Source organism: Actinoplanes sp. NPDC024001, assembly GCF_040638955.1.
Taxonomy (GTDB): Bacteria; Actinomycetota; Actinomycetes; order Mycobacteriales; family Micromonosporaceae; genus Actinoplanes.
The window spans coordinates 461-21,295 of the sequence record NZ_JBEZZB010000172.1 but is presented as its reverse complement, the minus strand read 5'-3'; the positions used below and the strand labels follow the sequence as shown (position 1 = coordinate 21,295).

Annotated in this window: 26 protein-coding genes; 15 read left to right on the top strand and 11 right to left on the bottom strand. The window is 71.3% G+C overall.

What is annotated here, in order from left to right:
• Together AB0F81_RS42080 and AB0F81_RS42075 are read right to left on the bottom strand one after the other, a co-directional pair.
• A partial coding sequence (locus AB0F81_RS42080) for a glutamate-cysteine ligase family protein (protein ID WP_360207864.1) occupies window positions 1-493 on the bottom strand: 493 nt, incomplete at its 3' end.
• 68 nt (window positions 494-561) lie between these two features.
• Entirely contained in the window at window positions 562-1,719 is a 1,158-nt protein-coding gene (locus tag AB0F81_RS42075; protein ID WP_360207861.1) for a right-handed parallel beta-helix repeat-containing protein, read from the bottom strand.
• A gap of 242 nt (window positions 1,720-1,961) precedes the next feature.
• Between AB0F81_RS42075 and AB0F81_RS42070 the strand changes: the two genes are divergently transcribed.
• A complete protein-coding gene (locus tag AB0F81_RS42070) occupies window positions 1,962-2,555 on the top strand; it encodes a hypothetical protein (RefSeq protein WP_360207858.1) in 594 nt (197 codons plus the stop codon).
• 25 nt (window positions 2,556-2,580) lie between these two features.
• On the opposite strand, the gene AB0F81_RS42065 is transcribed toward AB0F81_RS42070, so the two are convergent.
• Window positions 2,581-3,507, bottom strand: coding sequence for an AraC family transcriptional regulator (locus AB0F81_RS42065; RefSeq protein ID WP_360207855.1), 927 nt, complete (start codon window positions 3,505-3,507; stop codon window positions 2,581-2,583).
• Window positions 3,508-3,671: 164 nt separating this feature from the next.
• On the opposite strand from AB0F81_RS42065, the gene AB0F81_RS42060 reads away from it, so the two are divergent.
• The 5 genes from AB0F81_RS42060 to AB0F81_RS42040 are packed head-to-tail and all read left to right on the top strand — an operon-like array spanning window position 3,672 to window position 10,282.
• Window positions 3,672-6,386, top strand: coding sequence for a glycoside hydrolase family 78 protein (locus tag AB0F81_RS42060; RefSeq protein WP_360207852.1), 2,715 nt, complete (start codon window positions 3,672-3,674; stop codon window positions 6,384-6,386).
• 23 nt (window positions 6,387-6,409) lie between these two features.
• Entirely contained in the window at window positions 6,410-7,723 is a 1,314-nt protein-coding gene (locus AB0F81_RS42055) for an extracellular solute-binding protein (RefSeq protein WP_360207850.1), read from the top strand.
• Window positions 7,720-8,619 (top strand): sugar ABC transporter permease, encoded by a 900-nt coding sequence (locus AB0F81_RS42050; protein ID WP_360207847.1) that lies wholly within the window; start codon window positions 7,720-7,722, stop codon window positions 8,617-8,619. The genes AB0F81_RS42055 and AB0F81_RS42050 overlap by 4 nt, the downstream gene beginning before the upstream one ends.
• Window positions 8,616-9,440, top strand: a complete 825-nt coding sequence (locus AB0F81_RS42045; RefSeq protein WP_360207845.1) for a carbohydrate ABC transporter permease — start codon at window positions 8,616-8,618, stop codon at window positions 9,438-9,440. The genes AB0F81_RS42050 and AB0F81_RS42045 overlap by 4 nt, the downstream gene beginning before the upstream one ends.
• 32 nt (window positions 9,441-9,472) lie before the next feature.
• Window positions 9,473-10,282 carry an SAM-dependent methyltransferase gene (locus AB0F81_RS42040; RefSeq protein WP_360207842.1) on the top strand — a complete coding sequence of 270 codons (810 nt, stop codon included), beginning with the start codon at window positions 9,473-9,475 and terminating at the stop codon, window positions 10,280-10,282.
• 27 nt (window positions 10,283-10,309) lie between these two features.
• On the opposite strand, the gene AB0F81_RS42035 is transcribed toward AB0F81_RS42040, so the two are convergent.
• The gene (locus tag AB0F81_RS42035) at window positions 10,310-10,984 is read right to left on the bottom strand and encodes a hypothetical protein (protein ID WP_360207840.1); all 675 of its coding nucleotides are present in this window, start codon (window positions 10,982-10,984) and stop codon (window positions 10,310-10,312) included.
• 7 nt (window positions 10,985-10,991) lie between these two features.
• Window positions 10,992-11,330 (bottom strand): STAS domain-containing protein, encoded by a 339-nt coding sequence (locus tag AB0F81_RS42030; RefSeq protein WP_360207837.1) that lies wholly within the window; start codon window positions 11,328-11,330, stop codon window positions 10,992-10,994.
• A gap of 132 nt (window positions 11,331-11,462) precedes the next feature.
• Here AB0F81_RS42030 and AB0F81_RS42025 point away from each other — a divergent pair, with 132 nt between their 5' ends.
• Window positions 11,463-12,197 carry a class I SAM-dependent methyltransferase gene (locus AB0F81_RS42025; RefSeq protein WP_360207835.1) on the top strand — a complete coding sequence of 245 codons (735 nt, stop codon included), beginning with the start codon at window positions 11,463-11,465 and terminating at the stop codon, window positions 12,195-12,197.
• 80 nt (window positions 12,198-12,277) lie between these two features.
• On the opposite strand, the gene AB0F81_RS42020 is transcribed toward AB0F81_RS42025, so the two are convergent.
• Complete coding sequence (locus tag AB0F81_RS42020) at window positions 12,278-12,655, bottom strand: hypothetical protein (protein WP_360207833.1); 378 nt, start codon at window positions 12,653-12,655, stop codon at window positions 12,278-12,280.
• A 36-nt stretch (window positions 12,656-12,691) separates the two neighbouring features.
• On the opposite strand from AB0F81_RS42020, the gene AB0F81_RS42015 reads away from it, so the two are divergent.
• Window positions 12,692-13,138 (top strand): MarR family winged helix-turn-helix transcriptional regulator, encoded by a 447-nt coding sequence (locus AB0F81_RS42015; RefSeq protein WP_360207830.1) that lies wholly within the window; start codon window positions 12,692-12,694, stop codon window positions 13,136-13,138.
• Between the two features lie 11 nt (window positions 13,139-13,149).
• Here the strand turns inward: AB0F81_RS42015 and AB0F81_RS42010 are convergent, their stop codons facing one another.
• Window positions 13,150-13,605, bottom strand: coding sequence for a hypothetical protein (locus tag AB0F81_RS42010; protein ID WP_360207827.1), 456 nt, complete (start codon window positions 13,603-13,605; stop codon window positions 13,150-13,152).
• Window positions 13,606-13,725: 120 nt separating this feature from the next.
• Here AB0F81_RS42010 and AB0F81_RS42005 point away from each other — a divergent pair, with 120 nt between their 5' ends.
• Window positions 13,726-14,256: a signal peptidase II gene (locus AB0F81_RS42005; RefSeq protein WP_360207825.1), complete on the top strand. Its 531-nt coding sequence runs from the start codon at window positions 13,726-13,728 to the stop codon at window positions 14,254-14,256.
• A 12-nt stretch (window positions 14,257-14,268) separates the two neighbouring features.
• On the opposite strand, the gene AB0F81_RS42000 is transcribed toward AB0F81_RS42005, so the two are convergent.
• Window positions 14,269-15,060: an SMI1/KNR4 family protein gene (locus AB0F81_RS42000; RefSeq protein ID WP_360207823.1), complete on the bottom strand. Its 792-nt coding sequence runs from the start codon at window positions 15,058-15,060 to the stop codon at window positions 14,269-14,271.
• Between AB0F81_RS42000 and AB0F81_RS41995 the strand changes: the two genes are divergently transcribed.
• Complete coding sequence (locus AB0F81_RS41995; RefSeq protein WP_360207820.1) at window positions 15,044-16,018, top strand: NAD(P)-dependent oxidoreductase; 975 nt, start codon at window positions 15,044-15,046, stop codon at window positions 16,016-16,018. The two genes, AB0F81_RS42000 and AB0F81_RS41995, sit on opposite strands and share 17 nt — an antisense overlap.
• On the opposite strand, the gene AB0F81_RS41990 is transcribed toward AB0F81_RS41995, so the two are convergent.
• Together AB0F81_RS41990 and AB0F81_RS41985 are read right to left on the bottom strand one after the other, a co-directional pair.
• The gene (locus tag AB0F81_RS41990; RefSeq protein ID WP_360207818.1) at window positions 16,015-16,650 is read right to left on the bottom strand and encodes an MBL fold metallo-hydrolase; all 636 of its coding nucleotides are present in this window, start codon (window positions 16,648-16,650) and stop codon (window positions 16,015-16,017) included. The genes AB0F81_RS41995 and AB0F81_RS41990 overlap by 4 nt on opposite strands.
• Window positions 16,651-16,721: 71 nt before the next feature.
• A complete protein-coding gene (locus tag AB0F81_RS41985) occupies window positions 16,722-17,303 on the bottom strand; it encodes an ABATE domain-containing protein (protein WP_360207815.1) in 582 nt (193 codons plus the stop codon).
• A gap of 100 nt (window positions 17,304-17,403) precedes the next feature.
• On the opposite strand from AB0F81_RS41985, the gene AB0F81_RS41980 reads away from it, so the two are divergent.
• From AB0F81_RS41980 to AB0F81_RS41970, 3 genes are read left to right on the top strand one after another with little or no spacing between them, the layout of a single operon-like run.
• A complete protein-coding gene (locus tag AB0F81_RS41980) occupies window positions 17,404-17,538 on the top strand; it encodes a hypothetical protein (protein ID WP_360207812.1) in 135 nt (44 codons plus the stop codon).
• On the top strand, window positions 17,535-17,969 hold the full coding sequence (locus tag AB0F81_RS41975) for a nuclear transport factor 2 family protein (protein WP_360207809.1): 435 nt from the start codon (window positions 17,535-17,537) through the stop codon (window positions 17,967-17,969). Before AB0F81_RS41980 ends, AB0F81_RS41975 begins: the two co-directional genes overlap by 4 nt.
• On the top strand, window positions 17,969-18,661 hold the full coding sequence (locus AB0F81_RS41970; RefSeq protein WP_360207807.1) for an MOSC N-terminal beta barrel domain-containing protein: 693 nt from the start codon (window positions 17,969-17,971) through the stop codon (window positions 18,659-18,661). The genes AB0F81_RS41975 and AB0F81_RS41970 overlap by 1 nt, the downstream gene beginning before the upstream one ends.
• On the opposite strand, the gene AB0F81_RS41965 is transcribed toward AB0F81_RS41970, so the two are convergent.
• A complete protein-coding gene (locus tag AB0F81_RS41965; RefSeq protein WP_360207804.1) occupies window positions 18,649-19,122 on the bottom strand; it encodes a helix-turn-helix domain-containing protein in 474 nt (157 codons plus the stop codon). The two genes, AB0F81_RS41970 and AB0F81_RS41965, sit on opposite strands and share 13 nt — an antisense overlap.
• Before the next feature lie 193 nt (window positions 19,123-19,315).
• Here AB0F81_RS41965 and AB0F81_RS41960 point away from each other — a divergent pair, with 193 nt between their 5' ends.
• Complete coding sequence (locus tag AB0F81_RS41960) at window positions 19,316-19,972, top strand: nucleotidyltransferase domain-containing protein (protein ID WP_360207801.1); 657 nt, start codon at window positions 19,316-19,318, stop codon at window positions 19,970-19,972.
• 62 nt (window positions 19,973-20,034) lie between these two features.
• The gene (locus AB0F81_RS41955) at window positions 20,035-20,334 is read left to right on the top strand and encodes a hypothetical protein (RefSeq protein WP_360207798.1); all 300 of its coding nucleotides are present in this window, start codon (window positions 20,035-20,037) and stop codon (window positions 20,332-20,334) included.
• Window positions 20,335-20,835: the final 501 nt, after the last annotated feature.

The following is a 20,835-nucleotide window of genomic DNA, read 5'->3' as shown; positions in this document are numbered from 1 at the left end:
AGCCGGTCGGCCGCCCGTGACGCAGCGGCGAGTTCGCGAAAGCGGCCGCCAGCACCGGGGCGAGCGTGTGCGCGAGCGCCCAGCGGCGGCCCAGCCCCAGCGGTCCGCCACCGTCCAGGCCCGCCTCGAGGCCGACCCGGATCCCGGCGGTGGCCGTGCCCAGCGTGTGCGCCGGACCGTCCGGATGGGCGGTGCCGGAGGCCTGCGGCAGGACGGTGAGCCGGTGCCGCTCGGCGAACCGGCCGGCGGCGCCCAGGTCGTCGGCCATCCGCCGCAGCGCTGTCTCGAGGCCGGGGGAGGGCGGCCCGCTGACGGTCATCACCCGCGGCGAGCGGGTGTCCAGGAACCCGTGCCGCAGTGGCCGCCGCCCGCCCGGCGCGCCGGCCGGGTCGAGCAGCAGGTCCACCGCGATGCCGACGAAGCCGGGAACGCCGGGCGCGAACGCGCGCCCGGCGAGAAACTCCTCGGCGGCCTGTTCGGTCAGGATGGTCATGCGCGCCTCGCTCCCCATGGAGCGGCGAGCATATCAGTCCTACCGAAACAGTAGGAGAGGTGTGCCGGTCAGTACTGGTTGCCGGCGGTGGTCAGCCGCACCTCACCGGCCGGCAGCGCGGGGCATCCCGTGCCGCCGGGGTAGGTGGCGCCCGCCGGGTGGATCAGCCACGTCGGCAGGTTCGCGGTGCTGGCGATCAGGAACGTGCCGAGATCGTTGTTCGTGAACCGGTTGTGGTAGGACGCGCACTGCCCGGTCCCGATCTCCTCCAGGTAGTGGGCAGCGCCCGGGGTGGTCGTGCGGTAGAAGTCGTTGGCCCCGAAGACGTTGCTGTCGAAGGTGTTGTAGTTGCTCGTGTTGCGCACCTTCACCGGGTCGCTGCTCACGCCGGTCACGTTGTTGCGGGTGAAGTTGTTGTACCAGCTCTTGTGCGTCACGTAGATCGCGTGGATGTAGCTGTTCTCGCTGTTGCGCAGGTTGATGAAATGGTTGTTCTCGATGCGGTTGTTCGACGACTCGGTCAGTACCACGCCGCCGTATCCGCACCGGACGAAGTCGCTCGTGGTGTCACAGGTGCCACCGGTGTAGGCGTTGCCGAGCGAGGTGAACCGCATCCCGAAGATGGTGTTGCGGTTGAGGCCGCGAGCCGACGGCTGACCCAGGCCGGACGTGGCCTGGTAACCGCCGCCGCACCCGTCCTCGCCCGAGCCGTCCAGGGAGATGCCGCCGCTGGAGTAGTTCTGCACCTGCAGGTAGTAGAAGTTGAGCTTCGAGTCCCCGCCGGCGGCCAGGTCCCCGCCGGGGCAGGCGTAGAACCAGTAGCCGGGACCGTACCGCAGCGAGCCGGCGAGCCGGGCATTCTCGAAGACCGGCTTCTGGGTGAACGACGTGGCGCCACCACCGACCGTGTAGTCGGCCGGCATGAACGAGATCGAACGGCCCGGCCGGTAGGTCAGCCACTTGGTCTGCAGCGCGGTGTAGGTGCCGCCCATGATCCGGACCTCGACGTCCTGATCCTTGGGGCCGGCCGCGATGAGCTGCGCGACCCGCTCCAGGGTGCCCGCGCCGTCTTCCGGCGTCGTGCCGGTCGCCGTTGGCGAGCCACCCGGCTTCATGTAGATGGTCTGAATGCCCGCGGCTGCGGCCGGCCCGGCCGTGACCGCGAGGCCCGCGCTGATCGCCAGTCCGGCGGCCACCATCGCGGCCGCGATCTTACCCAACTTCACTGTCTGTCCCTCCTGGCCGGCATCGCGGGGCCAGCCATGGAAGATCGTCACCAGCCCCGTCCGGCACGGGGATCCTAGGTGGACGCCGATGGACGATCAACGGACGAGGAACTAACACCCGATTAAGATAGGTTCCTAGGATGCCTTAGGGGTGGTGGGGTGGGCCCCGGAGGGGCGGATCGGGGGAGAGGCAGGGAAACCGCCGGTATTCCAGGCCCGCACCCCGCCCGTACGGTCGGCTCATGTCATCGAACAGCGTCACCGTCCGCCAGGCCGCCCTGGACGCGCCGCTCCTGATGCTCGCCTACGGCGTGCTGCGCCTGCTCGACGGTCTCGACGGCGGCCCCGGTCCCGGCCTGGCCTGGAACCTCGGCCACCTGGCGTTCTTCGCCGCCATGCTGCTGTTCGGCGCACTCGCCGCCGGCCTGGTGCCGCTGGCGCCCACCGGCGCCCGCCGGGTCGCCACCGTCGCCGCCGCCGTGACCGTCCTCGGCGTCGTCTGCTTCCTCTGGGTGATCACCGGCGACCTGTCGCCCGCCTTCCGCGACTCGACGCCGCTGCCCACCCCGCTGCGGGCGGCCGGCCCGATGGCGTTCACCCTCGGCATGCTCACCCTGCTCGGCCTGATGGTCGCCGCCCGCCGCGTCCCGGTCTGGAGCCCGCTGCTGTTCGGCGCCGCCGTCGTCGCGGTCACCGTCAACCTGAACCTGCTGCCGCTGGCCGCGCTGCTGCTGGTGACCGCCCTGGCCCCGCTGTCCCGCCAGCCGGCCCGCCCGGAACCGGCCCGCACGCCGCGCGCGACCTCCGGTCCCGTGCGCAGCCGCGCGCTGCACTGACTCCCGGGCGAAGATCCGCCCGGCCTCAGCCGTGTCCGCCGCCGACCTGGACCGGCCGCCCGCCGGCGCCCAGCCGCACCCGCCCGTGGGTGAACCGCGCCCGGTACGTCGACGCGCTCAGCCCGTAGTGCGCCCGGAACCGCCGGGCGAAGTAGTTCTGATCCGGCCACCCCACGTCCTGCGCGATCTGGGTGATCGGCTCGTCGGTGTGCAGCAGCAGGTTCGCCGCGGTCTCCACCCGGTGCCGCGACAGGTAGGCCACCGGCGGCAGCCCCGTGGTCGCCTTGAAGATGCGCACCAGATAGCCCGCGCTGATCCCCAGCTTGCCGGCCAGTTCGGTGAGCGTCCACCGCCGGGCCAGGTCCGCCTCCATCAGCCGCATCGCGTGGGTGACCGCCGGATGCGTCGGCGCGGTCGCCCGGTCGGTGGCGACCGCCCGGGACAGCACCGACAGGAACAGGGTGAGCCGGCCGATGATGTCGCCGCGGTGCGGCCCGTCCGGCTGGGCCCGGATCCGGTCGAGCGCGTCGAGGTGCTCGATGGCCTCGGTCAGCGCGGTGGGGGAGAGGTGCGCGGTGAGCATGCCGCGGCGCTGCATCGCGTACGGCCCGGTCCACAGCAGGTAGCCGAGCAGCGGGTCCTCCCGGGTCCAGGCGAGTTCGCGGTGCAGCAGGTCCACCGAGAAGCAGCAGTTGTACAGGTCGAGGGCCTGGCACTGCTCGTAGCCGTGCCAGACGCCGGGGCGCAGCAGCACCACGTCGCCGACGCGCAGCTGCTGGTCGCCGAGCACGGACCGGTGCCGGCCGGCGCCGCCGACCATGACGGCGATCTCGACGAAGCTGTGCGTGTGATCCGGGTGGATGTCCTGGTGCATGTAGTGGCCGGCGTACGCCAGTGACCCGTCGGAGAAGTAGAGCAGGCCACGGTTCTGCCCGACCGGAGGTTCGCCCATGCGTGCACCACATCACACGTGGTCAATATCGTGCTAGCCCAGGTGCAGCTTGGCCTATCCGCGCCGGTGCGGCGGAACCACGATGGAGCTGCGCCCGCACCCACGTGTCAACCGGGGAGTAGTGCCGCGGGCAGGGTCACATCGTCCTGATCACGAGGAGCCCCATGCTCGCTCTGCGCCTGGAACACCAGACCGACGGCACTGTCGTGAACACTCCCACCCCGCGCCTGTCCTGGATCCTCGACGAGGCCGAGCCCGGCTATGTCCAGCGGGCCTACGAGATCGCCGTCGGCGGCGACCGCTTCGTGGTGGAGTCCGCCGAGCAGGTGCTCGTCCCGTGGCCGGGCGAGCCCTTGCGCTCCCGGCAGAGGGCCGAGGTGCGGGTCCGGGTCCGCGGCGACGGCGACTGGAGCGACTGGAGCGAGACCACCGTCGTGGAGGCGGGCCTGCACGCCCCCGAGGACTGGACCGCGCGGTTCATCAGCCCGGCTGAGGAGGGCGACAACGCGGTCCGGAAGGCGTTCACGGTGACCGGTGAGATCACCCGGGCCCGCCTCTACATCACCGCGCACGGCCTCTACCGGGCCGAGCTCAACGGCGAGCGGGTCGGCGACCACGAGCTGGCGCCCGGCTGGACCAGCTATCCGCGCCGGCTGCGCTACCAGGTCTACGACGTGACCGGCCAGGTCCGCTCCGGCGAGAACCGGCTGCGGGTGCTGCTCGGCAACGGCTGGTTCCGCGGCCGCCTGGGCTTCGCCCAGGGCCGCGCCCTCTACGGCGACCGGCTCGCGCTGCTCGCCCAGCTCGAGCTGACCTTCGCCGATGGCACGACGCGGTCGGTGGTCACCGATGAGACGTGGCTCGGCGCCACCAGCCACATCAAAACCGATGATCTGTACGACGGGCAGCGCACCGACCTGCGCCTCCGGGCTGAAGAGTCGCACCCGGTAGAGGTCGTGGAGGCCGATCTGGGCCGCCTGGTCGGCGCCGACGGCCCGCCGGTGCGCGTCACCGAGGTCCTGCCCGCGGTGAGCGTCGACGGCAATCTGGTCGACTTCGGGCAGAACCTGGTCGGCTGGGTGCGGCTGCGCACCCGCGGCCACGCCGAGGGCCACGAGATCACCCTGCGGCACGCCGAGGTGCTGGAGAACGGCGAGCTCGGGGTCCGCCCGCTGCGCACCGCCGCGGCCACCGACACCTACGTGCTGGCCGGCCCGGACGAGGTCACCCTCGAGCCGGTCTTTACCTTCCACGGGTTCCGCTACGCCGAGATCACCGGCGCCGGTGAGCTGCGCGCCGAGGACGTCGAGGCCGTCGTGGTCGGCTCCGACCTGCGGCGCACCGGCTGGTTCGCGTCGTCGCACGAGCTGCTCAACCGGTTCCACGAGAACGTGGTGTGGGGGATGCGCGGCAACTTCCTGGACGTGCCGACCGACTGCCCGCAACGCGACGAACGGCTCGGCTGGACCGGCGACATCCAGGTGTTCGCGCCGACCGCCGCGTTCCTGTACGACACCGCCGGCTTCCTCACCTCCTGGCTCGCCGATCTCGCCGCCGAGCAGTACAAGGACGGTTCGGTGCCGTTCGTGGTGCCGGACGTGCTGCGCGACGCGTCACCGTCGGCCGCCGCGTGGGGCGACGCGGCCACGCTGGTCCCGTGGACGGTGTACCGGCGTACCGGGGACCGGCAGCTGCTGGCCCGGCAGCTGCCCAGCATGCGCGCCTGGGTGGACCGGATCGCCGACCTGGCCGGTGACGACCTGCTGTGGACCGGCGGGTTCCAGTTCGGTGACTGGCTGGACCCGGCCGCGCCGCCGGACAACCCGTTCCAGGCCCGCACCGACGCCGACGTGATCGCCACCGCGCATCTGGCCCGTTCGGCGCAGGTGCTGTCGGAAGCGGCCGCGGTGCTCGGCGAGACCACGATCGCCCGCCAGTACGCGGACCTGGCCGGGCGGGTGCGGGCCGCGTTCGCCGCCGAGTACGTCACCGAGGGAGGCCGCGTACTCGGGGACGCCGAAACGGCGTACGCGATGGCGTTGAGCTGGGCGCTGCTGCCGTCGGCGCGGCAGCGGGAGCGAGCCGGCCGCCGGCTCGCGGACCTGGTGCGCACCTCGGGGTTCCGGATCGCGACCGGGTTCGTCGGCACCCCGCTGATCGCGGACGCGCTCACCGACGCCGGCGAGTCCGAGGTCGCCTACCGGCTGCTGCTGCAGACCGGCTGCCCGTCCTGGCTGTACGCGGTGACGATGGGCGCGACCACGGTGTGGGAACGCTGGGACAGCATGCTGCCGGACGGGTCGATCAACCCGGGCGAGATGACGTCGTTCAACCACTACGCGCTCGGCGCGGTCGCCGACTGGCTGCACCGCCGCGTCGCCGGGCTGGCCCCCGCCGAACCCGGCTACCGCAGGATCCTCGTCGCGCCGGTGCCCGGCCCCGGCCTCACCTCGGCGTCGGCGCGGCACCTCACCCCGTACGGAAAAGCCGAGGTCTCCTGGCGCCGTGCCGGCGGCGACCTGCGCCTGGACCTGCGGGTGCCGGTGGGCAGCACCGCGACCGTGCGGCTGCCCGGCGCCGCAACCGTCGAGGTGGGCCACGGCAGCCACTCGTGGACGGTGCCGGACCCGGTCACCGACCGGCCGCCGGCCACCGTGCGCGACGTGCTCGACCGGGAGCCGCTGTGGCAGGCGGTGGTCGCTGCCGCGGTCGAGGCCGGCGCGGCCACCGGCGAACCGGCCGTGGCCGCGCGCCTGAGCCGTTACCTGGACGCCCCCGCCGACCAGCTCGTCGACGCCCTCACCGCGGCCGGTTTCGTGCCGAACGCCGCCGACCTGCGCCGCCGGCTCGCCGAGCTGCTGCCCGGCGTGCGCGCCTGAACTCCCGACCCCCGGAGGATGAAATGAGATCCAGCATAGGTGTGGCCGCGGTCGCGGCCGTCGCGCTCGCGCTGACCGGCTGCAGTGCCGGCAGCCTCGGTTCCAGCGACGACGAGGGCAGCGGTGTCACCCTGTCGTTCCTGGTGGACAACACGGACACCAACAGCAGGATGGCCGAGGGGCTGGCCAAGGAGTTCAACGCCAAGAACCCCGGCATCACCGTGAAGGTGGAGACCCGCCCGCAGGGCACCGAGGGCGACAACCTGGTCAAGACCCGGCTGTCGACCGGCGACATGACCGACGTGTTCCAGTACAACTCCGGGTCACTGCTGCAGGCCCTGGCGCCGGCGAAGAACCTGGTGCCGGTCGGCGACCAGCCGTGGGCCGGGCAGCTCGACGACAACTTCACGATCACCGTCACCAGTGAGCAGAAGCTGTTCGGGGCGCCGTTCGGCACCTACAACGCCGGGGCGATCCTCTACAACCGCGACGTCTACGCGAAGAACGGCCTGCAGGTCCCCACCACGTGGGACGAGTTCATGGCGAACAACGCCAAGCTCAAGGCGGCCGGTGTCGCGCCGGTGATCCAGTCGTACGGCGAGACCTGGACGTCGCAGCTGTTCGTGCTCGGCGACTTCCACAACGTCAGCGCCGCCCAGCCGGACTTCGCCGAGAAGTACACCGCCAACCAGGCCAAGTACGCCACCACCCCGGCCGCGCTCGCCGGGTTCGAGCACCTGCAGCAGGTGCACGAGGCCGGCTACACCAACAAGGACTTCGCCTCGGCGAAACTCAACGACGCCGTCGAACAGCTCGCCAACGGCACCGGCGCGCACTACCCGATCCTGTCCGGCATCATCAGCCAGCTGCTCGGCACCTTCCCCGAGCAGAAGGACAAGATCGGGCTGTTCCCGATCCCCGGCGCCGACGCCGCCAAGAACGGGCTGACCGTGTGGGCGCCGGCCGGCGTCTACATCCCGGCCAGCACCACCGGCGAGAAACTCGAGGCGGCCAAGAAGTTCCTGGCCTTCGTCGCCAGCCCGGACGGCTGCGCCGCGCAGACCGCCGCCACCGTCATCAACGGGCCGTACGCGGTGCAGGGCTGCACCCTGCCGGCCGACGTGCCGCAGGTCGTCAAGGACATGCAGACCTACATCGACAAGCCCGGCGGGTCCAGCCTGGCCCTGGAGTTCCTGTCCCCGGTCAAGGGGCCGGCGCTGGAACAGATCTGCGTCGAGGTCGGCTCCGGCATCCGCAAGGCCGCCGACGGGGCGAAACTCTACGACGAGGACGTCAAGAAGCAGGCCCAGCAGCTCGGCCTGCCGGGGTGGTCGTGACCACCCTCGTGCCGGCCCGGCGGGGGACGGCCCGGGCCACCGGGCCGTCGCCCTACCCGACCTGGTTCTACCTGCCCGCGGCGATCGTCTACGGCATCCTGTTCCTGGTCCCGACGTTCGCCTCGTTCTACTTCAGCCTCACCCGGTGGACGCTGTTCGAGTCGCAGTTCGTCGGCCTGGACAACTTCGTCACGTTCTTCCGCGAACCCGCGCTGATCAAGGGGTTCACCAACACGCTGATCTACGGCGTGCTCACCTCCGCCGCCAAGGTGGTGCTCGGGCTGCTGCTCGCCGTGCTGCTCACCTCGCGCATCGTGGCCCGCGGCTACCTGCGCTCGGTGGTGTTCTTCCCGGTGCTGGTCAGCACCATCGGCGTCGGGCTCACCTTCACCGTGCTGATGGACCCGGAGAAGGGCCTGATCAACCAGGCGCTGGGCACGGTGGGCATCCAGGGGCCCGGTTGGCTCACCGATCCGTCGTACGCCCTGCTGTCGGTCGCCCTGGTCGACGTCTGGAAGGGGGTCGGCCTGGCGACGCTGATCTACATCGCCGGGATCGTGTCCATTCCGCACGAGTACTTCGAGGCCGCCCGGGTCGACGGCGCGGGCGCCTGGGCCAACTTCCGGCACCTGATCCTGCCGCTGGCCCGCCCGGCCACCGTCACCGTGATCATCCTGTCGCTGATCGGCGGGCTGCGCTCGTTCGACCTGATCTGGGCGATGACCCGCGGCGGTCCGGGGTTCACCTCCGACGTGATCGCGTCGGTGATCTACAAGCAGTACCAGGCCGGGTTCTACGGCCTGTCCACCGCCGGCAACGTCGTGCTGTTCGTCGTGGTCACCGCGATCGTGCTGCCGCTGTCGCGGTTCCTCAACCGCAAGGAGGTCGAGCTGTGAGGCTGCGGTCCTGGGCGCTCGGCGTAGCTGCGATCGGCGTCTCCGCGGTGTTCTTCCTCGTGCCGTTCGCGTTCATCGTGCTCACCGCCTCGATGGACGCCCGGCAGTCGGCGCTGCTCGACTTCTCCTGGCCGCGGAACTTCCAGTTCGTGCCGAACCTGATCGAGGTGCTGCAGGCCCGCGACTACATGCTGATCATCGCCTACATCAACAGCACCATCCTGACCGTCTCCAGCGTGGCGATCATGGTGGTGCTGGCCGCGATGGTCGCGTTCGTGCTGCAGCGCCGCCGCAGCCGGTGGAACGGGCTGGTCAACTTCCTGGTGCTGTGCGGGCTGATCATCCCGCCCGCGGTGGTGCCGACCATCTGGGTGCTGGAAGGGCTCGGCCTGTTCGGCACCATGGCCGGGCTGATCGCCGTCGAGGTCGCCTTCGGGCTGTCCTTCTGCGTCCTGCTGTTCCGGGCGTTCATCGCCACCATCCCGCGCGAACTCGACGAAGCGGCGATCATCGACGGCGCCGGCCCGGTCCGGCTCTTCTTCCGGGTGATTTTCCCGCTGCTGCGCTCGGTCATCATCACCGCGGTGGTGGTCCAGTCGGTCACCGTGTTCAACGACTTCGTCAACCCGCTGTACTTCCTGCCCGGCTCCAACAACGCGACCGTGCAGCTGACGGTCTACAACTTCGCCAGCCAGTTCAGTACGCAGTACCACCTGCTGTTCATGGACATCCTGCTGGTGACCGTCCCACCGCTGATCATGTTCCTGTTCTTCAACCGCCGCATCGTGGCCGGCATGACCTCCGGCGCCATCAAAGGGTGAGGGCAGTATCCTTTGCCGATCATCCTTGATCGATGGGGGCGAAGATCATGGTCGAACCACCACTGGACACCGGCCGGCCGCACCCCGCCCGGGTGTACGACTTCCTGCTCGGCGGCAAGGACAACTTCGCCGCCGACCGGGCAGCCGCCGCCGAAGGTCTCAAGGTCAACCCCAACGCGGCCACCGCACCCCGGCAGAACCGGGCGTTCCTGCAGCGCACCGTGCGCTACCTGGCCGCCGAGGCCGGCATCCGCCAGTTCCTCGACATCGGCACCGGCCTGCCCACCGCACCGAACGTGCACCAGGTCGCCCAGGCGGTCAACCCGGACGCCCGGGTCGTCTACGCCGACAACGACCCGCTGGTGCTCGCCCACGCCCGCGCCCTGCTCACCGGCGCCGGCCAGGGCCGCACCAGCTATCTCGACGCCGACCTGCGCGAACCCGAGCGGATCCTGTCCGCCCCGGCGCTGCGCGACACCCTCGACCTGCGCGAGCCGGTCGCCCTGCTGCTCTACGCGGTGCTGCACTTCCTCGACGACGCGGCCGACCCGTACGGGATCGTGGCCCGCCTGATGGCCGAGCTGCCGCACGGCAGCTACCTGGTGATCTCGCACATCACCGGCGACCACGACCCGGAGTCGTGGGCCCGCTTCACCGAGATCATGCGCCGGCAGGGCATCACCGCCCGGGTGCGCAGCAAGGCCGAGGTGGCCCGCTTCTTCCCCGGCATGGAGATGGTCCCGCCGGGCGTGGTGCCCATCCTGCAGTGGCGCCCGGACACCGAGACCGAGTTCACCGACGCCCAGGTCGCCCTCTACGGCGGGGTCGCCCGCAAACACTGAGGTGCGGAGCGCCGGCGCTCACCGCGGTCAGTCCAGCGGCGCGTACCACTGGGCGCCGGTGACCAGGATCCGTCTGGCCTGATCGCGGTTCCACTCGACGTGCATGCCGTGCCCGCGCAGCACCGGGAAGACGGTCTCGTCCATCAGGCGTTCCAGGTCGGCCTGGTAACGGGCCCGCTGCTCGTCCTCGGACAGCGCGTCGTAGGCGGCCTCGTCGAAATCGGCCGGCGGATACACGCCGTAACCGAGGTAGACCGAGCCGTCGCTGCTGTCGGCCAGCGCGTCGGTGTCCTGCTGGTGGTACCAGAGATATCCGCGCCAGTGCCGGGAGCCGTCGCGCTCGTCGTGGATCTCCGCGGCGGCGCAGGTGCCGCAGCAGGCGAAGTTCTCCCGGGCGAGCACGCCGAGCTCGTTGAGCTCGGCGAAGGCGCGGTTCAGGTTGCTGCGCACGTCACCCCAGGCACGTTGCTGGGCACGCCGGATCTCCAGGGCTTTCTCGTACGCCGCAGCGAGCTCCCCGCCGGTGGCGCCGTGCCGGTCCTCCTCGGCGTCGAGGTAGTCGACGAACTCGCTGGCGTCGTCGTCGCCGCGCACGATCCAGGCCCAGATCTCGTCCTCGATCTCGGTGCGCCCCGGCTCCGTGATCCGCTCCGGCAGGAACCTCGCCCCGTCCGGGCGATCGTTGTAAGTCCATTCGTTCACCCGGGGATCATGGCATGGCGAACACGCGGTCCAATTCGAGCATCGACAGCAGCCACCGGACCCCCTCCGGGGCGTGCCCGATGGTCAGCGCGCAGCCGTAGGTGGCGGCGATCGTGTGCGCCTCGCAGAGGCTGCGGACCCCGGCGACGCCGAGGAAGTTCAGCTCCCGCAGGTCCAGCACGATCGCGGCGGGCAGCTGCCCGTTCAGGATGTCGAAGACCCGGGTACGGAACACGTCGCCCGTGTCCATGTCCAGGTCACCGGCCAGTGCCACCCCGACCGCGGAGTCACCGATCCGGGTCGGCTGCACCCGCAGCGGCGGGTGGGGCATCGACGCGACTGTCATGTGATGGTCTCCTCGCTCGCCGGTGGTCCTCATCGTCGCGCGGCGCCGGCTCCGGCGAATCGGTCACATGACCGATCGGCGGTGCGCGGTAATCCGCTGGCCGCCGCAGGAGGCAGCGGCGATGCTGCCGGTATGGCGGAGACGTTCTTCGACGACTGGATCGCGCGGCATTACGCGGTCCTGTGGCCGGAGCTGTTCGAACCCGCCGTCGTCGGCGCGGCCGTGGACTTCCTGGCGAACCTGGCCGGCGACGGCGCCGCCCTGGAGTTCGGTGTCGGCACCGGCCGCATCGCCCTGCCGCTGAGCCGCCGCGGCGTGCGGGTGCGCGGCATCGAGCAGTCTCCCGCCATGGCCGCGCAGCTGCGGGCGCAGCCGGGCGGCGGCCAGGTGGAGGTGACGATCGGCGACTTCGCGGACACCGCGGTGGGGGAGAGCTTCCGCCTGGTCTACCTGCTGCGCAACACGATCACGAATCTGACCAGCCAGGACGAGCAGGTGCGGGCGTTTCGCAACGCGGCCCGGCACCTGACGCCGGACGGCTGTTTCGTGATCGAGAACTACGTGCCGCAGCTGCGGCGGCTGCCGCCCGGCCAGACCACGCACGTCTTCACCCGCACGCCGGTCCATGTCGGCGTCGAGGAGTACGACGTGGCCGCCCAGATCGCCTACTCGCACCACTACTGGGTCGTCGACGGTGAGCTGAGGACGTTCTCCACCCCGCACCGCTACGTGTGGCCGGCCGAGCTGGATCTCATGGCGCGGCTCGCCGGCCTGTGCCTGTGGCAGCGCTGGGGCGACTGGAACCGCACGGCTTTCACCGGCGACAGCCAGAGCCACATCTCCGTGTGGCGCATGGCGGCGTCCTGACCCGACGACCCGACGCCGCCGCGACCCCGTGGGGCTGGGTGGGCGACGCACTCTTCCTGCGCGCCTGCCGTGCCACCTGCTCATTCCGCGGCGCGCAGCGCCTCATGCAGCGAGTCGAACCGGCTGATCGTGCTGAGCGCCCCGTCGCGGGCCCGGAACAGCGTGGCCACCGGCGTGGGCGCGGTGGCAGCCGCCTCGGCGTCCGCGTGATCCGGCCAGGTCGCCTCCTGCTCGACCACCACAGCTCCGTCGCCGGCCGGGTGCGTGGCCAGCGGCCGCAGCCGGATCCCGGACGTGATCCAGTCGGCGAAGGCCCGCGCGGTGATGCTCCGCGTGCCGCGTGGCCCGGACACCTGCACCGGGTCGGTCACCAGGGCCTGGGCGGCGGCGAGGTCCCGGTTGTTGACCGCGTCGTGCCAGGCGTCGATCACACCCTCCAGCGTGTATGCGTTTTGCATACGCCCGATGGTATGCGAAACGCATACCATCGGACAGTGGACGATGCAGCGGAACACCACGGCCAGGCGCTGTTCGCGTTCGTACGATTCTGGTCGCGCCGATGGACCGGCGCCGACCCGCAGCGCGGCCGCGACGTGATGGTGCTGGAGGCGGTGCACGCCCTGACCGCCCGCCAGCGCCCCACCTCGATCAACGACCTCGCCCGCGAGCTGGGCGTGGACCAGTCCGGCGCCAGCCGGATGGTGGCCCGAGCCGAACAACAGGGCCTGCTCACCCGCCGCGCCCCGACCCGCGTCGGCGTCACCTCGGCGATCACCGTCACCGCCGCCGGCGAGGAGTTGCTCCGGCAGGCCCACGCCTGGCAGAACGAGGTGCTCCGCACCCTGACCGCCGACTGGCCGGCCGGCGACGTCGCCACCCTCATGACCTTGATGAACCGCCTGGTGCAGGCCCAGAGCGACCTCGGCGCACCGCCGCCCTGACCATGCGCGGCTCAGCGCCGATACTGCATGACCTTGCTGATGCCGCCGGCCGGGAAGAACAGCTGCACCGGACCGCACACGGGGCTGCCCGGATACGCCGGCCAGCTCGCGCCCACCTGATAGAACACTCGTGCGCAGTATCCCGAGCCGATGAACACTCCCGCAGTCTCCCGCCAACCCCGGTAGGAGGTCCATTCGCTCGGTGGGACCACGATGTCGTAGTTGCCCAAGCCGTAGTTGCAGTCCCACAGATGGATGGCGCCGATGTTGAGCCGGGCGAGCGTGCTGTCGTTGAAGATGGCGCCGTATGGCGGCACCCCGTGCGAACAGCCCGAGCCCGGCAACAGCCCGGCGGTGGGAGTGATCTGCTTGACCGGCACGGCGGCCTGAGCGGGCGAGGCGACCACCGCCAGACCGGCGACGAGCGCCACCATCAGAACCACGAACCGTGCGATTGCCGGACGCATGATTGGCCCCCTCCGACGACTGGCATCGAAGGATAACAATCTAATCTCCTAGGTCGACAGTGCCGTCAGAGGCGCAGGCGGGCTGGGCCATCAGTGCAGCCACCCTCTAGACTCGCGCCGGTGAATGGCAGTGAGACGCGTTCCGCCCGCGCGGGGTTCTGGCTGGTAATGCTGTTGGCCGGGGCCGTGGTCATCGTCGACCAGTTGACCAAGCATTGGGCGGTGTCGGCGCTCGCCGGGCGTGCGCCCGTCACCGTCGTCGGCGAGCTGATCCAGCTACGCCTCACCTACAACGCCGGTGCTGCGTTCTCCTTCGCCGAGCGGTTCACCTGGGTTCTCACCCTCATCACCGCCGCTGCGGTGGTCGCGATCAGCATCGTCGCCGTCCGGGCCAGGTCGCGTGCCTGGACGGTGTCGTTGGGCCTGGTCCTCGGTGGAGCGGCCACCCATCTGCTCGACCGCCTGTTCCGTGAGCCCGGTCCGGCACGTGGCCATGTCGTCGACTTCATCGACTACTTCGGCTTCTTCGTCGGCAACGTCGCGGACATCTCCCTGGTGGCCGGTGTCGGCCTGGCCGTGCTGCTACACCTGCGCGGAGTGAGCCTCTCTGGGGCCGTCGAGCCAGCCGCCAGCCGAGTGGGATCCAGCTAGCAGCGCAGTCCGTCAAGGCTGGAAGCACGCGTCAATCATCGGGACACGGATGTCCCACGGACGGAGCTCGGTGCGGCCCTCGTCGAGCAGCTGTTCTGCCGCGTCCAGCCAAGCCACGTACAGGTCGGTGAACGTGGCGGCGCTGCCGTCCGGCTTGCGCAGGAGCGCCAGAGCCTCGGTGGTCGCGCGCAGATCGCACCAGACCGTGCCGCGCTGCGGGCCGGTGACGACCAACAGCAGGGGGAAGGTCGAGTCGCCGGCGAAGACGATCGTGCCATGCGTCTGACCGGCGGCGATCTCATCGCAACGCTCGTCCCACCCTCGCCACTCACGGCTGCCGTGGACGGCCGGTTCGAGGAGGGCATCGAGCCGCGCGCCGATGTCAGCCTGGTCAGGAAACGGCTTCGTCAGGGCGTCCAGATCCGTGCCCGGCTCGTCCGGCCAGCCCTCCCAGGCCCACCCGCGACGATCACGCCGAAGTCGACGGAACCCGGAGCCGGGGCCGTGACCTCCGGAGTCGACGTGTATCAGGAAGTCCCGGTAGCCGGCCGGCATGGTCACTCCGAACTGCGCCTCGGCTTCCCCGATCTCCGCCTCGCACAACGGCGTCGCGGGCGCGGCCGGCAGAGCAGCACGAACCCGAGCCGTCCGCCTGACCACAGCCGACCTTAACGTCCAGAGATCAGGAAGACGCACGGCATCGCCCTGCTGGCGAGTGCGGGACTGCTGAAGCAGCGGCCGCGAAGTCATCGCGAACCGGCCCGCGACGTGGCATAGCCTCCTCGTCATGAGAGTCGTGGTCATCGGCGGCAGTGGGCACATCGGCACCTTCCTGATCCCGAGGCTGGTCCGTGCCGGCCATGAGGTGATCAGCATCAGCCGCGGGCAGCGCTCCAGCTACGCCGACGACCCGGCCTGGCGGCAGGTGCGTCAGGTGACCGCCGACCGGGCGGCCGAGGACCGCGACGGCACGTTCGCCAACCGCGTCGCAGGGCTACGGCCTGATGCCGTCATCGACCTGATCTGCTTCACGGTCGACTCCGCCGCCGCGCTCGTCGAGCGGCTGCGCGGCGAGACCGGGCATCTGCTGCACTGCGGCTCCATCTGGCGCGCGGGCCCCAGCGAGACGTTCCCGCTCACCGAGGACAACGCGCCGCCGCCGTTCGGCGAGTACGGCATCGCGAAGGCCGCCATCGCCGAGATGCTGCGCGCCGAGACGCGGTCCGGTGGGCTGGTCACCACGTCGCTGCATCCCGGCCACATCGTCGGGCCCGGATGGCATCCCATCGGTCCGCTCGGCAACAACGACCCTGAGGTGTGGCGGAAGCTCTCCGCCGGGGAGCCACTCGACATCCCGGGCATCGGCGCCGAGTTCATGCACCACGTGCACGCTGACGACGTCGCTCACGCCTTCGAGGCCGCCCTCGACCACCGCGAGGCCGCCGCCGGTGAGGACTTCGCCATCGTCGCGGCCACCGCGCTGAACGTGCGCGGCTACGCCCGCATCGGCGCGTCATGGTTCGGCCAGACCGCTGAACTGCGCACGATCACCTGGGAGCAGTTCCGCAGCAGCCACCCGGATGCGGACGCCGCCCAGCTCAGCTGGGAGCACCTGGTCCGTAACCACGCCTTCAGCATCGACAAGGCCCGCCGGCTGCTCGGCTACGCCCCGCGCTACGAGCCGGCGCAGGCCGCCCTGGAGTCGGTGCGCTGGCTGATCGACAACGGCCGGCTCCTCGTCGCCAACCCACTGCGGGTCTAGAGCCGCACCCGTTCGCCGCAGCGCAGCCGCCGGATGTCGGCGTTCGACCGGTCGGCCTCGATGCGCAGCACCCCGTCGAGCACCTGAAGGCCCCAGTCGTTGAGCAGGCCGTCATGAACGGCGTAGGCGCGCCGCGGCGCCATCCGGCGCAGATAGGCGATCAGGTCGGGCGCGGTCATCCACGGCGCATTGCCCGGCACCAGCAGCGTGGGTACGTCCACGACCGTCAGCGCGTCGCCGGGGTGGAACACCTCGTCGTCGATCAGGAACCCGACGTTGTCCACCGGCGCGACGTCGGGGTGGCTGAACTGGTGTTTCTGCCCGGCCGCCCGCACCCGGAAGCCGGCCACGTCCACCGACTCGCCGTCGCGCAGCACGTGGACCTTCACGCCGAGGTCTGCCAGCCGGCGCGCCACGCCCGAGCAGGTGTAGACGACCAGGTCCGGGTTGCCGGCCGCGGCCTCGCGCAGCCGGTCGGGCTCGAAGTGGTCGAAGTGCTCGTGGGTGATCAGGACCGCGTCGGCGCCCGCCAGCGCCTCGGCCTCGGGTGTCATCGCGCCGGGGTCGATGACGAGAGCGTGCCCGTCCTTCTCCAGCCGGACGCAGGCGTGACCGTACTTGATCAGATCCATCGACAAGGTCTAACACCCGGAGCCGGCTGAGAGCGGTCCGGCGCGGGTCCGTTCTGCTAGCGGCAGACGCGTCAGGGCGCGGTGCGGGTGGTGCGGTGTCGCTGGTAGTGGCGGGCCGCCCGGGCGCGGTTGCCGCACGCGGTCGAGCACCACTCCCGCCGCGGATGGTCCCTGACGAAGTAGAGGACGCAGCCCGGGGCGTAGCAGGCGTTGAGGACACCGGACCCGGTGAGTAGGTCGATGCCCTCGGCGGCCACGACTGCCAGGGCGGCGCCGGGGTCCGCGGCCGGCTCGGGCGCGCGCAGGCTCAGCTTCCCGTCGAGAAGCTGCAGCGTGGCCCGGCCGGGGCCGGCGACGGCGGCCTCGTTGACGGCGTGGACCGCCGCCTCGGCGTCCTGCAACGCGGAGCGGGCAGCGGCGCGGGAGTCATCGGTGGTCAGCGCGGCGAGGCGGCGCAGCGCATCGCGCAGGGTGACGGCGGTGCGCAGATCGGCGGCCGTCGCGGGCGGCTCGGCGGCGGTCAGGCCGGTTGCCGTCAGCCATCGTGCCAGGTCAGCCGGGGTGGTGAGGGCGTCGTGCACGCCGCCGCGGTCGGCCCAGACGGTGTTCATGAGGCGCACGGGCCGCGGCTCGGAGGGCAGCACGAAATCCATCCTCTAACGCTATCACCGGGTTGCTGCCGTTAGAGACGCCTGGTATACCTCTAACGGCAAGGGCGGCACAATGCCGTTAGAAGTCTGACCGAGGAGCACCATGAGCAACCTGCCGCTGATCGACCCGGCCGCCGCCACCGGCAGAGCCGCCGACCTGCTCACCGCCGTCGAGCGCAACCTCGGCGTCAACAAGGCCGCCGCGGTCGACACCGACTTCCCGGTGGTGACGGCGTGAGCGAGCAGACCGTCCCGCGCCCGCCTCTGCCGCCCTTCGACGAGGCCGGAGCGCGGGCCAAGGTGCAGGCCGCCGAGGACGCCTGGAACACGCGCGATCCGCAGCGGGTCGCCGCCGCCTACACCGTGGACTCGCAGTGGCGCAACCGCGACGAGTTCCTCACCGGCCGCGACCAGATCGTCGCCTTCCTCACCCGCAAATGGGCCCGGGAGCACGACTACGCCCTGCGCAAGAGCCTCTGGGCGTTCACCGGCGACCGGATCGCCGTGCGCTTCGAGTACGAGTGGCGCGACGACACCGGGCAGTGGTGGCGCAGCCACGGCAACGAGATGTGGCAGTTCGACGCCGCGGGCTACATGAGCCGGCGCGAGGCGAGCATCAACGACGTCCGCATCAGCGCGAGCGACCGCCGGATCCCCGGGAGGTCCTGATGCATGTCGCGGCGCTGTGGCGTTACCCGGTCAAATCCCTGGCCGGAGAGGAACTGACGCGGGCGGACCTCACCGCCGACGGCGTGCCGGGCGACCGCCTCGTGCACGTGCGCGGCGCCCGGGGCCCGCTGACCGGGCGCACCCGGCCCGGCCTGCTCACCCTGCCGGCGACCACCGGCGCCGACGGAGTGCCACGGGTGGCCGGTCACCCGTGGCACACCCCGCAGGCCGGCGCGCTGGTCCGCGAACGCGCCGGCGAGGCAGCGAGCCTGCAGGCGTACGCCGGCCCGGAACGCTTCGACATCGGCAACCTGCTGGTCGCCACCGACGGCGCGGTCACCCGGTTCGGCCACGACGTACGGCGCCTGCGGCCCAACCTGCTCATCGGTGGGGTCCCCGCCGACGCCGAGGCGACCTGGCCCGGACGTGCGCTGGTCATCGGCGAGGCGGTGATCGGACTGCACTCGCTGCGGATGCGGTGCGTCGCCACCACGATCGATCCGGACACCGGCGCGCAGAACCTCGACGTGCTGCGCCGCCTGCGTCACGACTTCGGCGGCGAACTGGCCCTCAACGCCTGGGTGATCCGCCCGGGCGTGATCCACGCCGGCGACCCGGTCCACGTCACCGACACCGACGCCGTCCCACAGTCGCTCGGCGGCTGGGTCGTCGGCGCGCCCTACCGGTCATGAGCACAGCTGGGACCGCAGCGTGTCGTGCGCCCACCGCTGCCACCGCTCGGCCGGCTGAGCAGTCCGAACAGGGTGTCGACCGCCGTCTCGAGGGTGACGCCGGGCCGCGCGCCCGGTTTGGTGGTGGCAGCCTCGGCGGCGGTCGCGTGGACCCGCAGCCGGGGCTTGTCGCCGTCCGGCCAGAGCTGGGCGATCTCGGCGTCGGAGGCCGCCGGGGTCGCGACCATGTCGTTGACGACGGCCACCCGCTGCAGCACCTGGCCCACGCCCGCGACGGCGATCCGTGCCGCGAGGGCTTCGCGGAACCAGGGCCGCTCCACGATGGCGATCGGCACGTCGGCGAGTTCCTTGAGCAGCCTGCGCTTGTTGCCGAAGACGAAGTGGATCGTCTGGATCGCGACGTCGGCCCGGTCGGCCACCTTCCGCAGGTTCGTCGCGCCGTACCCAACGGCGTCGAACAAGGCGCGCGGCGCCGAGGATGCGCTCGCGGGTCTGCGCCGCTCGCTGGGCTTCGACCGCCCGGCCGAACGCTCCGGCTACCGCCCCGCCCGCCGCGCCGGCCTCCCTGCGGTCGGGATCTTCGCTGACCGCGGACCGCAGGTACGTGGGAAGCGCCCGCCACCGATCGGCCGGGTTTACGGCACCATGACGGGCATGGATCCGCTGCGCGATGCCCGTGACCTCGTCACCGACCGTTTCCCGGAAGCGACGTGGGCGATGCTCACCGGCAGCGTGCTCGGCCCGCACCGCACCGCGGGCTCGGACCTGGACATCGTGGTGATGCGCGAGCACGACCCCGGCTACCGGGAGAGCCTGCACTTCCGCGGCTGGCCGGTCGAGTTGTTCGTCCACACCCCGCCGCGCCTGGCCGAGTTCCTGGCCAAGGACCTCGCCGACCGCAAACCCGGCACCCACCGCATGCTCGCGCACGGCGTTCCCCTGCTCGGCGACCCGGGCGACCTGCCGGCCCGGTGCGCACACGTGCTCGCCGAAGGCCCGCCACCACTGACCCCGGCCGAGCGTGACCGGCTCCGCTACGTGCTGACCGACCTGCTCGACGACCTCACCCACGCCACCGACCCCGGCGAGCGCACCGTCATAGCCGCAGCGCTGTGGTCCGAGACCGCCCGTGCGGCACTGGCCTTCGCCGGCCGCTGGCTCAGCGCCGGCAAATGGCTGCTGCGCGACCTGCGGGCTCTCGACGCGGAATTCGCCGCCCGCTGGCTGACCGCCCGCGACGATCCCACGCCGGTGACGGCCGAGGTGCTGGCCGGCGCCGGCGGCCCCCTGTTTGACGGCTACCGCGTTTGAGCAAAGCGTGCGGCAGGAGCGTCACCGCCCATACCCCGGATCGAGCGGGAGGTTCACCGCACATGCCCTGGATCGAACTGCGTCGCGCCGCCGACGTCGGCGCACTCGCCCGCCGCATGACGTTCCTGCTGGACGGCCACCCGGCAGCACGCCTGCGGCGCGGTGCCGCCATCCGCATCGAGGTGCCACCCGGCCACCACACCGTGCAGGCCAGGATGGACTGGCTGCGCAGCGCCCCACTGAAACTCCACCTCGACGACGCCGCATCCGTGTCGATCACCGGCGCCCTGCCGGAACAGGCGATGACCTTCACCGGCGCGTTCCTCCGCCCCAAATCCGCCTTGGAGTTGCGCCGATCCTGACAACGCCCCCTTCTCCCCACGGCAGCCATGCTGATCAACAGCGTTGCGGCCTGCCGGGCACCTCCGCAGTGCGCCGCGCCAACCACAAACGCGCCGTGCCGGCCGCGCTGACCGCGCCTGCCGCCCTGACCGCGCCTGCCGCGCTGCGCCCGCCGCCAGCCAGCTGTGCTGGCCCCCTCTTGAACCAGGCCAGCGGCCGCAACCTGCTGTTTGAGGGTGCTTGAAGCAGCGCTGCCGGTCAGCCGGTGGAATGGGCCGCCTGCTGGCGCTGCGTCCGCGTGCCCGAACTAGTCCTGGCAGTCAGCCATTCGGCGCGGCCGCCCGCCAGTGCTCTTTGCGCGTGTCTGAGGGGGCGTTGGTGGTCGGCTGGCTGGCGTGGCTGCCGGTCAGTGCTCTTTGCGGGTGTCTGAGGGGGCGTTGGTGGTCGGCTGGCTGGCGTGGCTGCCGGTCAGTGCTCTTTGCGGGTGTCTGAGGGGGCGTTGGTGGTCGGCTGGCTGGGGT